The sequence below is a fragment of the Moritella sp. JT01 genome (assembly GCF_001574435.1).
In the GTDB taxonomy this organism is placed as follows: Bacteria; Pseudomonadota; Gammaproteobacteria; order Enterobacterales; family Moritellaceae; genus Moritella.
In genome coordinates this window covers 107,833-120,766 of record NZ_LOCN01000007.1, presented here as the reverse complement: position 1 = coordinate 120,766, position 12,934 = coordinate 107,833, and the positions used below count along the sequence as shown (strand labels likewise).

Here is a 12,934-nt window from a genome sequence, read left to right as displayed (position 1 = left end):
ACATAAGGTCTGCCAATATATGACCGATTTCAAAGGAATATTATGCTTATCCCGATCTTGTTTAAAAGACCGCTGAAAGTCACTTTAGGTGCACTCTTGTATAGCAGTATGCTGGTGAGTAATGCCAATGCATGGTCTGAACATAGCCTCATTACCTATCCAATACTGAATACCATGCCAGAAGTGGCAGCGCAAGCACCGATTAAAGTCGAAACCTTAGCCGAATTTGTGACAGCAGAGGCGCAAGGGTTAGAAACGTTGTTAGCAACCAATGAAGACTGGTTACGCCAAAACTTCCCGTATTATAAACCGCGTCCAGATTCCTTAGCATTTGATGCCGCTGGCCAAGACTTACAAACAAGTTTCATTCATGCCATACGTATCAACCCGAATGCACGTGTTAACCCATATATTCAGTTATTACCTGGGCAGGATAAACAAGGCCGTCGTCGAATGGATTCGTCAGAGGTTACCGTATTTAAAAGCCTAGACCATTACAACACCATGACCTTTGTTGAAGTGAAAAGTGGTGAGATGGTAACGCCAATCGAGGTGTTAGTATCGGCTAATGATGACCCAGATAATGGTTTAGATATTGGTTTGTTTGAAGACAGCAATACCGACGCGGGTAAACTGTATGGTTTTGGTAAACAAGCCTTTGGTAATCCGGCATTAGAATACAGCTCGCAAGCACCTTTCCATATGGGTTTCTACCATGAATCAAGTGTGCTCTTTACACTCGCGCCGTTCTTACGTGATACCTTCCCTGACTATCGTGTCCATATGTACAAAGCGTTATCTGAATATGCCTTTCGTACTGGCCATGATTATTGGGGTTGGCGCTTTATGGGATGGGGGATGCATTACATTGGAGACATTGCACAGTCATATCACTCAACATTACAACCGGGTGTGAGTACTGCGTCGAGTATCTGGACAAATGCCAAAGATATGATGGGTTTCCCGCAAGCGAAAATAGATGCGATTCAATTGCTCTCTAATCGTCACTTGGTATTAGAAACATTTCAAGAGGTCATCACCAAGCAGGCCTATGAAAATAATGATTTTAGTAGCGTATTATTTAAAGCGTTAGAGCAAGAGACACCTGTTATTGAATACACAAATACGACATTTGTAGAGGTCTTTGCCAAAAAATCATATGACAAGTCACAGAAATTGGCTTATTACCTTGAACGTTGGGTGCCAGAGAAGCTAGTGAGTGACCCGAGTTTTGAAGTCGATGGTAGTAAGGAAGTCGACATGATTGTTGATATGATCCGAGAGCAAAATGGCGAAGAGGGGGTAACCCAAATGATCAACTTACTCGCTGAGTTTATGTCAGATCATAACGCGAATACACGCAGTTACGTTCGTTCAATTTTACGTCATAAACCTTGATATAATCGAGCAGTAAGCCAGCACTGTCGTCCCGTAATGGCTTACTGCTTTATTGCATATTAATTTTTGTATACACTGGCTGTATTAAACATCAATAACGATGTTTATTTTTTATTACTACCTGGTCACACAGATCGGACGTTACTCGGTACTTTTCATTTGATTCAAGATCGCGCTAGCCAAATGGCACTCTTCCATACCCTGGTACAAACCGGTAGCTTTACTGCTGCTGCACATACGTTAAGTGTGTCGGTTTCTCATGTCAGTAAACAACTCAAGTGTTTAGAAGCTGATTTAAACGTTAAACTTGTGCAGCGTTCAACGCGAAGCTTCACCTTAACTGATGCGGGTCAACAGTTTGCCCGTTATTGTGCTGACGTGGTAAGCAGTGTACAAGACGCTGATGTCATGATGACTAATCTGCAAGACGAAGTGACGGGTATTCTGCGTTTAGGTGTTTCGCAGTCATTTGGTACGATCCATATCATCCCGGCAATTGAACAGTTTCGTAAACTGCACCCAGACCTACATGTTGAAGTGAGTCTGTTCGATTATAAAGCCAATATGATTGATGACGGTTTAGATCTGTGGTTGACCAACATTGAAGACATACCCGAAGGTTATGTGGCTCAGCATTTGGCTGATACCCGCTTTGTGGTCGCTGCGTCACCAGATTATTTGATGCACCACTCTGCGCCACTACATCCGCAAGATCTTGAGAACCATAACTGCCTGATTTACCAAAGTCGTAAACGTAACTATGGCTTATGGTCATTCCAAAAAGGTGCTGACGCGTTATACATTAATGTTAATGGTGACTATCGTGTTGATTTAGCTGAAGCGATTCGCGATGCCGCGATATCAGGGTGGGGAATTGCCTACTTAGCCACGTATTTATTAACGGATGAATTTAGAACGGGCAAGTTGATACAGCTATTACCAGAATGGCAGGCGAATCAAAGCATGCAGTTCTATGCTGTATACCCAAGCCGTAAGCATTTACCGAAGAAAATTAGCGCTGCGATCACCTTTTTCAAAGAATATATTGGTCAGCCTTCATACTGGGATCGGCAATTAAAGTCACAGATTAAAATTTAACCTCAAGAAATTATCTTCTCATGGGGAAATATTATTTCCATATGGAAATAATAACCCAAATATCATTATTGAATTGTTATAAAACAAGTAACTAGCTATCACAACAAGCCGTTTGAATTTAATTGTAACAAGCAGGTAACTTATTGGACTTGCTGTAAAAATGGCGCAGACTACAATACGCGTCTTTATAATTTTAATCATTAAACAGGTTTGTTCCATGATATCTATTTTAGGCATAATAGTGATCCTATTAACGGCGTATTTCTGCTCTAACAATCGCCGCAATATCCCACTAAGAACTGTCTCGCTAGCGTTTATATTACAGATCACGTTTGCTTTTATCGTATTATATTTTCCAGCAGGAAAAAACGCATTAAATGGTTTTAGTGCGGGTGTATCAAATGTGATTGATTATGGCCAAGAAGGTATCTCGTTCTTATTTGGCAATTTAGTTGAAGGCAACTTTGTATTTGCTATCAATGTATTAGGTATTATTGTGTTCTTCTCTGCGTTAATTTCAGCGCTGTATCATATTGGTTTTATGCCGAAGGTGATTAATATTGTTGGTGGTGGCTTACAGAAATTGTTAGGCACTGGCCGCGCGGAATCGTTAGCGGCAACGGCCAACATTTTTGTCGGTATGGTTGAAGCGCCTTTAGTTGTTAAACCGTATTTAAAAGGCATGAGCGATTCGCAGTTTTTTGCTGTGATGACTTGCGGTCTAGCATCTGTTGCTGGTGGCACACTCGTGGGTTACGCGATGATTGGTGTTGAGATCAAATATCTTGTTGCTGCATCATTTATGTCTGCACCTGCTGGTTTGTTAATGGCGAAATTTTTGTTCCCGCCATCAACAGATAAACTAAGCGATGATGAGATCACTAAAGTTGAATTACCGCGCGCAACAAACGTTGTTGAAGCCCTTGCTGACGGCGCTATGGCTGGTTTAAGTATGGCGACAGCGATTGGTGCTACCTTGTTAGCGTTTGTCGGTGTTATCGCGCTACTGAATGGCATGTTAGGTGGTATTGGCAATTGGTTTGATCTGACATTAAGCTTTGAAATCATTCTAGGTTATGTGTTTGCGCCTGTTGCTTGGGTGATTGGTGTGCCATGGAATGAAGCGATTGTTGCAGGTTCGTTGATTGGTAATAAGATCGTCGTCAATGAGTTTGTGGCGTTTATTCAGTTGATGGAAGTAAAAGATCAGTTAAGTGAACATTCACAAGCGATTATTACCTTTGCACTGTGTGGTTTTGCCAATATCAGTACTATGGCTATCTTGATTGGTGGTTTAGGCAGTATTATCCCGGAGCGTCGTCAATTTATTGCCAAACATGGCTTCCGCGCTATCTTTGCTGGTGTACTGGCTAACTTGATGAGTGCCGCAATTGCTGGTGTGATGTTAAGTTTATAATTCACAGTTAGAAGTATAGATACAATAATTAACTTGAATTACAGATGTAAAAAAGGCTAACGAGTAATAACTTGTTAGCCTTTTTTGATCTAAATACGTCAAGGTACTTACGTATTAACTAAAATCACTTAGTCTTAGTTAAAAGTCACTTCAACTGTTTTCGCTACTTCTTTGGCTTTATCAATCGCATCGATGGTATTAATACCACGAGCCAGAGCTACACCTAAGCGACGTTGCCCTGCGATCTCTGGTTTGCCGAAGAGACGGATTTGACTGCCAGGTACACAAGCCAGTGCTGGTGCTAATTGATTAAAACCAATATTAGTCGAATGACCCTCTGCTAGGATAACGGCAGAGGCAGATGGACCATACTGTTGGATTTGGGTGATCGGTAGCCCTAACACAGCGCGTACATGCAAAGCAAATTCAGACAAGTCTTGTGAGATTAGTGTCACCATACCTGTGTCGTGCGGGCGCGGTGAAACTTCACTAAAGAATACGTCTTTACCTCGAATGAAGAGTTCGACACCGAATAGACCATAACCGCCTAATTCTTTAACTACAGCTGCAGATACTTTTTGTGCTTTGGCAAGCACATCATCACACATTATTTGTGGTTGCCATGACTCACGGTAATCTCCATCTTGCTGACGGTGACCAATAGGGTCGCAGAAATGGATGCCATCTACTGCACTGATCGTAAGCATGGTGATCTCGAAATCGAATTTAACAAAGCCTTCAATGATGATACGCCCTGCGCCAGCTCGGCCACCTTCTTGTGCATAATGCCAAGCTTGCTCGATGTCATCTTTATCACGAATAATACTTTGACCTTTACCTGATGAACTCATGACTGGTTTTATCACACATGGAATACCGATTTCTGCAACCGCGGCTTCATATTCAGTTTTATTATCAGTAAAGATATAAGGTGACGTTGGTAAGTTAAGGGTTTCAGCGGCAAGAAGACGAATACCTTCACGATCCATTGTTAGCTTGGTTGCGCGAGCTGTAGGAATGATATTGACACCTTCTTGCTCTAATTCAAGCAGGGTATCTGTCGCGATAGCTTCTATTTCTGGAATAACATAATGTGGTTGTTCAAGTTCAATCACACGTCTTAGGGCATTTCCATCAAGCATATCAATGGTGTGACTACGATGAGCGACTTGCATCGCGGGTGCATTGTCATAACGATCAACGGCAATGACTTCGACCCCTAAACGCTGAAACTCAATAGTCACTTCTTTTCCAAGCTCTCCTGAACCCAATAGTAATACACGTGTTGCACTTTTGCTGTTGGCGGTACCTAACATAACAGTTCCCTATTAATTGATTATAAATTTGGTGGTCAAACAAATGATAATTCACTAACTTGTTGTATTTTAAGTACTATAGTATATTTAACTAAGTTTCTAAGCAGAATGATATAGAAATTTGGATGGAAATGGAAGTTTTAAGTGGTAAATAGGTTGTAACATCTAAAAGTGAATGTTTTGTTTTTGTGTTGGAACGTGAACTTAAGATCGCTTGTTAAGCGTAATTAGGCCTCACACCAATACAGCCTTTAGGCATCTCAAGTTCATCTTGTAAAAACAAGATGCAGTTATGTAATTTAAAATTAACGCTTTTATCATGCAATAAAGACGTTTCATCTTGAAATTGTAGTTCAAATACTAAGAACCAAAAAACCATTTCTTTTTGACTTGATATTCTGTTATCCACGATATTTAAACGTTGCCAGTCTTGTAATATTTCCCAAATATAATCACATAGCATGGCGTAACTCAGTTTATTATTCATGAATTGCTGAGTATGCCAGATTAATAGTTCTGATTTTAATGCGACAAAGTTACCTTCAAGCATAAGTTGGTCTCCAATTATAAATCACTGGAATATTAATCAGTAGATGCATACAGGCTGGTATCCTAATTAGCTCAAACTAATGTAAGCATAAGTGATGATCTTTGATTTGTATATTTATCGGATATAGGTGCTTACGTAGCAGGTCTTTGGTCGGTTAATCGACAATGGAAAATATTTAAAATTTAGCTAAACTTTCGCTATGGTGTTGTTAATTTACAGCAGTAGGAAATGGCTATGATGTGTCAAGTTACAAATGACCCCTGTATTTATAAAGGACGGGAAATGAAAGAGGCGCATAAGGATTTACATATAACGGAAAAAGAATGGTATCTGAAAAATAACATTAGGCTTCACCTGTCGTAGTAACACAACTAATGAAGCCTATTTTATATAATGCTATTTCCTAATCATCTATTTAACGACAAGCGTCAATGTTGTTTGTGTACTTGCTGATGGCACATTGCTTTGATGACTTAATACAAAGATACGGCCCGCGTCAACTTTGCTTACATCTCGTAGGTGAGTTTTAATTGCATTAGCTCGCGATTTAGCTAACCCTCTTAGCGCTTTATCTGTGATTGATTGTTGCTTACTTGTTTCTGTATATAAACGACGAAGCCAAATTTTTTCTAACTCTGGTTTAGCTAATGCGGGTTGTTGCGCTGCAATTGCGTTGCGTAACGCATCTGCTTTACTTTTGGTTTCTTGCTCATATAACGCGATAAGTGCATCTCTCATATCACTTGATGCTGGTATATTCGTTGCGTTAATCATTTCCGAAACATTCGTGTTTGTTAATTGACTTAGCTTCGCATTCACCACTCGATTTTGAAGCGTTTGTTTGTCCATATTCACATCATAACTGCCTTTTATGTTCAATTTGATGTCAGGGCGCTGTGCTAATGCTTCCGCTAATGTGTCTAGCTTAGTTTGCTCTGCTTTGGCAAGTATTGCTGAGCCATTAGCAAAACTTACTTTATCTAAATCGTCGGTTGTATCAACAAGACTTGCCAATAACGTAAATGGTGAGGTAACCGCTTTAAGAATAATGTTGCTTAATGATTTTAGTACAATTTCAGCAACATTAAAACTTGGGTCGTTAATATCACCAGATACATTCACACCTAAATCAATCGCACCACTGCTGTCTTTTAGTAGTGGTAAAGCGAGGGTAATAGGAAGAAAACTTCCTGCGTCACTGTCTTTGGTATCGTTAATATCCAGTTGGTCAATAAAGATATGGTTACTGCCCTCTAAATGATTTTTATCTAGTTTGTATTTTAGGGCTAGAGATAACTGACCTTCATCAATATCTAAACCAGCATATGTACCAGAGTAGGGCGTCATTGAGGGCAACTCGAAGTTATCAAACACGAATTCCACATCAACAAAAGGTTCTGGGATTAATGGGTTAACCACGCCTCTTAAGGTCATGGGGGCGTATTTGTTGACGACAGCTTTGATATCAATTTCTGCATTTTTGGTTGTTGTCGATGAGAGTTTACCAACATGGCCTTCTATATTTTCGATGACAGCTTCAAAACTAGGTTTAAGCAGGTTATCGGTATAGTCAACTTTACCTTGTGCGAGTGTGATCTTGTTTATTTCAATCAGCATTGCATCTTCTGCTACTTTAGTTTTTTGAGTCTCTGGTTTAACTTGGAGTTCTCCTTGTTCAACCGTCACATCTTTCTTTGCATCTTTTGTTTTGACAACCAGATCAGACACATTGGAGCTTTTATCTGCAGCGACAATTATCTGAGCATAAGGCTGCACTAGAGAAACATGGTCGATAAGCAAACTGTTTGCTTCTTTATCGAATTTAAGACTGTTGATAGTGAAATCTTGCCATTTGATGAGCGTTTTATTTAATTTGTTGTCATTAATCGCTAGTGCTTCCAGTTTTATTGAACCATCAAAGCGAGCTGCACCTTTGGCATTCGCATAAAGGTTACCTTGCGTTGTGAATTCACCACTTTGGATTGTGATGTTCACGTAAGGTTTAAGATAAGGTTGAAATTGTGCGAGGTTCAATTTATCTAAATTGATCGTAGCATCAAGTGATTGTTCTTTTACATCTGCGCTACCTTGAGAAGAGAAGGTACCTTTATCGTTAATCGTGAAGGCTAAATTATATTCAATGGGTGTATCGAGACGGCTGGTTAATGATTTGGTACTGACGTTAATTGGGAATACACGCCATGCAGTTGCATCCGTCATTATAGATTCAATGACATTGATATCGTAGTTGGTTAAATTAAACTCACCAAGGGTGACGAGCCATTCTTGTGTTTCTGCATTTTCAGTTGCTTGAGTTTCATTGCTTTCAGGTTGCGTTGCCTGCAATTTCGATTTAGCTGTTATTTTGATATCGGATGATGCGCTAGTTGGTTCTGTATGTTTTGGTGTAAAAGCGTTTACTAGGTTAACAACACCATCTTTGTTTATAACTGCATTAACTTTTAATCCATCGGTACTGATATTATCTAAACCAATTTGTTGCTCTAATAGGTCAACTTTGATGCCTGCAACTGTGAATAACGGTAGGTTAACGAGTTCTTTTTCTGGGTTAGTGAATACCAGTGTACGTAATGAAAATTGACCCGCATTAGTGATCAGCTGCGGAGATTCATCATCACTAATGAACTGATAGTCAGTTGTAAAGTCGATAACGCCTGACTCTAGCTTAGCTGTTAGTTGTTCTGCTATGAATGGCCAGAATGTCACTAATTTTATGTGTTTAAGGGCCAGGTTACCTTGTGCTTCCAATGGCGTTAACTGGAATCGACCTACCGTGGTCACAGCACTATTGTCGGCGCCTTCAATGCTCAAATCATAACTGTTGTAAGGTATGGATGGCGCGTTGCTGTGTTTTTTACTATTCAACATTGCCAGGCTATTGAATTTGGTCAGTACAATATTGATTGCTGGGTAGTTGAGTTCAGCACCTGTAGGGAGGTCTTTAAAATTAAACGCGGTGTTGGTGATGCTGATATTAGCGATTTGAATATGCGGTAACTCACTGCCTTCAGTTGTCTCTTCGCTAATGGGTGCTGGTGTTTCTGATGGCACCGATTGTGCTGCTATGTGCGCTGGAATATCAGAGAAGTTAAATTGACTTTCATCTAATTTTTCAATATTAGCAAAGGCTTGATCAATTTCGATAGTCTCAATATTGATACTGCCATTGAATAAACTTTTCCATAAGTTAATTTGCAATGTGAGTCGACCAATACCAGTAAAATCTTGCTGATCTTGGGTTTGAATTGCAAACCCTTTGATCTCAAACTTGAGGGTAAAAGGGTTAATACTGACATCTTGCAGTTGTACTGGGCGGCCAAGTAACGCACTGATTTTTTCTGGTGCGATACTTTTAGCGAGATAGGGGGCGAGTAAACCTAACAGCAAGGCATACATTAAATAGGCAACCAGCGCATAACTTAATAAACGTTGATAACGTGGCGCACCTGAGAATTTTTGACGAAAGTTTGAAAATATAGCAGCCATTAGTAATGTAAATCCTTTTAAATACAATCAATAGAACTAATTATAGAATATCAATGGCTAGCAGAACAGTTATTATTCTAACCATTGCTGATGTAACTGGTCACTATCCCCTAAATAATCAAGTAACCATTGAACTGCAGGGCTCATTCGTTTGGTATTCCAAGCAAGACAACAGTCGCTGACAGGTAAACTTGTAATGAGTTCTTTCTCTATTAACTCTCCAGTCATTAACAGTTTATTTGCCATATGTGCAGGCATGATAGCAATACCTAAGCCGCCTTTGAGTAATTGGGTTGCGCTATGCCAGTTTGGTACTACAAGACGACGTTGATTATCAAGTAACCAGGTGGTGCGTTTAGGTAGTTTACGTGCCGTATCTTCTAAACAAATAACCGGGTATTTTGCCAGTTCCTCGTTACCTATTGCTTGTTCTGCGTTGGCCAGGGGGTGATTAGGGCTAATGACAAACGTCCATTTTAGTTCCCCCATACCACGATAATCAAAACCGCCACTCACCGGGATTGATGCGGTTGCACCAATGGCAATATCGGCGCGTGAATCAACTAAGGCATCCCAAACACCGTTATACACTTCCATCGTGAGTAAAAGTTCTACATCTGGAAATGCGTTGTAGAAGTCACCCACCATAGTGTTAATACGACCTTCATGTACTACATTATCGAGCGCAAGAGACACACTTTGGTTCCAACCGTTAGCGACGCGCTGGGTTTGAAATTTCATATGTGCCATTTGCTTGAGCAATTTCCGAGATTCAATCACAAAGTATTCACCTGCAGGTGTTAGCTCTACTTTACGATGCAGACGAATAAATAACTCGACCGATAATCGCTCTTCAATATTACGTACCGTGTAGCTAATCGCACTGGGTACTTTACATAATTCATCTGCTGCAGCAGTGAAACTTCCGCGTCTTGCAACTGCGTCGATAACTTGCAGATCTTGTTGGGAAAACATACACATCAAATTTTTTGAAAGCAATAGTGAAATATTAGCGTTTCTCAAACAGAATCGCCAGTATTAAACTAGTAACATCATCATTAGTCTATGTAGTTTAAGTAATGAACAATATTGAAAATAACACTAAAAATAAAATTCCAATGAGCACGATGATCTGGTTTTCTGGATTAAGTATGCTAGGTTTTCTTGCAACGGATATGTATTTACCCGCATTCGAAACTATTCGTCATGAATTTGGTACATCTCAGACATTAATTAGCTTGTCGCTCAGTATTTTTTTATTGGGAATGGCGCTTGGCCAATTAGTTTATGGTCCGCTGTCTGATCGTGTTGGCCGTAAGAAGATGCTGTTTGTTGGTATGACTATCTTTGTTATATCAACCGCTGTTATCTCTGTATCTAACAGTATTGAGCTGTTTCTTCTTGCACGGTTTGGTCAAGCATTAGGTGCATGTTGTGGCACTGTTATTTGGCAGGCTGTGGTGATTGACCGTTATCAAGGTAAATCGTCAGAGCGTGTCTTTGCGACTATTATGCCATTGGTTGCGCTGTCTCCTGCATTAGCTCCTTTACTCGGCGCAGGTATGGAAGCGTTCTTTGGCTGGCGTAGTATTTTTGTTGTGCTTATGGTGATTGGTTTAGCGTTGGCATTTGCAACAAGTCGCGAACAAGAAAGTGTACCCTTAGGTAAAAAACAAGAAAAACTGTCATCGCAATTGGCGCGTGATTATAAGCAAATTATAAAATCAAAAATATTCATGGGTAATATGTTGATATTTGCGGCGTGCTCGGCTGCATTCTTCGCGTATTTAACTGGTTCACCATTCATTATGACTGCCATGGGCTATTCAGGTTCGGACATTGGTCTAAGTTATCTACCTCAGACAGTTGCTTTTCTTGTTGGTGGTTATGGTTGTCGTAGCCTGTTAACACGCTTTAATGCGAAACAATTATTGCCTTGGTTAATTACACTGTTTATCACAACGGTTGTGACTATGTTTGTGATTGCGTTTGTAACATCACCAACGACTATTTGGCCTATTTTGATCCCATTCTGTTTCTTAGCGGTTGCTAATGGTGCGATTTACCCATTGGTGATTAATGCTGCACTCGCTGACTTTAAGAATTGTAGTGCAACGGCTGCAGGATTACTTAACTTTTTACAGACGATGTTTTGTTTCTTAGCAAGCAGTGTGGTATCCGCATTTTCTGAACATGGTATGTATACAGTGACTGCTGTGATGTTGTTCCAAGGTTTGCTGATTGTGGTCGGTTATGTATTAGCTAAGCACAAAAAAATGAATGAAACAGCGAATGCAGCTGTAGTGGTTTAATTATGAAGTTTAGTTATGAAATAGTGGTGTAGTCATTAAGAAGTGATTATTTTAAATTAAGGTGAGTTAGAGATGAGGGGGGATTTCTTACAAACTGAAATTTGAATAAAAAACGGGAAAGACAGTAATTGTCGTTCCCGTTTTTTTATTGGTAACATTCATCTAAATCGTATGCTAGCGCGGTTTATTCGATACTGTACTAGCGATAGTTTAGTGGCTCAATTCACCACGAATGTTTTGTTGCATTAGTACTTTAATTTCTTCACTCGGTAGCTTTTTACTGATGAGATAATGCAACTTAGTTAATGCAGCTTCGGTCGTCATATCATAACCCGAGATAACACCAACTTGCGCTAGAGCATCGCCTGTCGCATAACCGCCCATGTTAACTTTACCTTTAATGCACTGGGTAAGATTTACCACAACGATACCACGCTGGTTAGCGGCTTCAAGCGCATTCAATAGCGCTTCACTTTGCGGGGCATTACCTACGCCATAACTTAGCAAGATTAACGCTTTAACTGGTTGTAACAGAATATTAAAGATAACTTCTGTTGAAATACCAGGGTAAAGTGTCACGATCGCAATAGGCTGTGGTGTAATATTACTAACCGTAAGTGTTTTTTCAGTAATCGGTTTTACATCACCCAGCATTATTTCAATGTTGATACCCACTTTTAATAGTGTTTCGCAGTTTGGTGTCGCAAACGCGCTAAAACCATCGGCATGCACTTTTGTGGTTCTGTTACCGCGTAATAACTGGTTATTAAAAAATAAACAGACTTCATGAACAGGGTAGTTTGCTGCGAGGTAAAGCGAGTTCAGTAGGTTGCTTTGACCATCTGAACGGATCTCAGCCAGTGGGATCTGGGAACCAGTAACAATAACGGGTTTGCCAAGATCTTCTAATATAAATGATAATGCTGATGCTGTGTACGCCATGGTATCAGTACCATGTAAGATCACAAAGCCATCGTAGTCGTCATAATTGCTTTGGATATCTTCTGCGATCTGCTGCCAATCAGAAGGTGACATGTTAGAAGAGTCGATTAACGGCGAATACTCGTGAAGGGTGAAATCAGGCATTTCTTCGCGGTGGAATTCAGGTAGACGCGCTAAGCAATCCGTCATGAATCCTTCCATCGGTACATAACCGTGCTCTGAATGTTGCATACCGATCGTGCCACCAGTATATGCGATGTAGATTGATTTCTTAGCCATTAATAAATTCCCTGTGCGTTTTTTAAGAGGATTATAGTGCTGAAATCAATTAATGGAATAGCTTGATACTAGATTGCTTAATAAAACTGCAATTTAATAGGGTAATTAAGATATA

General features: G+C 40.0%; 9 protein-coding genes. 4 read left to right on the top strand and 5 right to left on the bottom strand.

What is annotated here, in order from left to right:
* The first annotated feature begins 42 nt into the window (after positions 1 to 42).
* The 3 genes from AKG98_RS07225 (at position 43) to AKG98_RS07210 (ending at position 3,913) form a co-directional block, all read left to right on the top strand.
* Positions 43 to 1,398 carry a hypothetical protein gene (locus tag AKG98_RS07225; RefSeq protein WP_067043528.1) on the top strand — a complete coding sequence of 452 codons (1,356 nt, stop codon included), beginning with the start codon at positions 43 to 45 and terminating at the stop codon, positions 1,396 to 1,398.
* A 159-nt stretch (positions 1,399 to 1,557) separates the two neighbouring features.
* A complete protein-coding gene (locus AKG98_RS07220; RefSeq protein ID WP_067045096.1) occupies positions 1,558 to 2,496 on the top strand; it encodes a LysR family transcriptional regulator in 939 nt (312 codons plus the stop codon).
* A gap of 217 nt (positions 2,497 to 2,713) precedes the next feature.
* Positions 2,714 to 3,913, top strand: coding sequence for a NupC/NupG family nucleoside CNT transporter (locus tag AKG98_RS07210; protein WP_067043522.1), 1,200 nt, complete (start codon positions 2,714 to 2,716; stop codon positions 3,911 to 3,913).
* Positions 3,914 to 4,047: 134 nt separating this feature from the next.
* On the opposite strand, the gene purT is transcribed toward AKG98_RS07210, so the two are convergent.
* The 4 genes from purT to punR form a co-directional block, all read right to left on the bottom strand.
* A complete protein-coding gene (gene purT, locus AKG98_RS07205; protein ID WP_067043519.1) occupies positions 4,048 to 5,229 on the bottom strand; it encodes a formate-dependent phosphoribosylglycinamide formyltransferase in 1,182 nt (393 codons plus the stop codon).
* Positions 5,230 to 5,446: 217 nt separating this feature from the next.
* Positions 5,447 to 5,779 carry a hypothetical protein gene (locus AKG98_RS07200; RefSeq protein ID WP_067043517.1) on the bottom strand — a complete coding sequence of 111 codons (333 nt, stop codon included), beginning with the start codon at positions 5,777 to 5,779 and terminating at the stop codon, positions 5,447 to 5,449.
* Between the two features lie 411 nt (positions 5,780 to 6,190).
* Entirely contained in the window at positions 6,191 to 9,286 is a 3,096-nt protein-coding gene (locus AKG98_RS07195) for a DUF748 domain-containing protein (RefSeq protein ID WP_067043514.1), read from the bottom strand.
* 72 nt (positions 9,287 to 9,358) lie between these two features.
* A complete protein-coding gene (punR, locus tag AKG98_RS07190; protein ID WP_067043511.1) occupies positions 9,359 to 10,261 on the bottom strand; it encodes a DNA-binding transcriptional activator PunR in 903 nt (300 codons plus the stop codon).
* Positions 10,262 to 10,365: 104 nt separating this feature from the next.
* Between punR and punC the strand changes: the two genes are divergently transcribed.
* Positions 10,366 to 11,598 (top strand): purine nucleoside transporter PunC, encoded by a 1,233-nt coding sequence (gene punC / locus AKG98_RS07185; protein WP_067043508.1) that lies wholly within the window; start codon positions 10,366 to 10,368, stop codon positions 11,596 to 11,598.
* Between the two features lie 210 nt (positions 11,599 to 11,808).
* Here punC and ansA read toward each other — a convergent pair whose 3' ends face one another.
* Positions 11,809 to 12,819, bottom strand: a complete 1,011-nt coding sequence (ansA, locus tag AKG98_RS07180) for an asparaginase (protein WP_067043505.1) — start codon at positions 12,817 to 12,819, stop codon at positions 11,809 to 11,811.
* Positions 12,820 to 12,934: the final 115 nt, after the last annotated feature.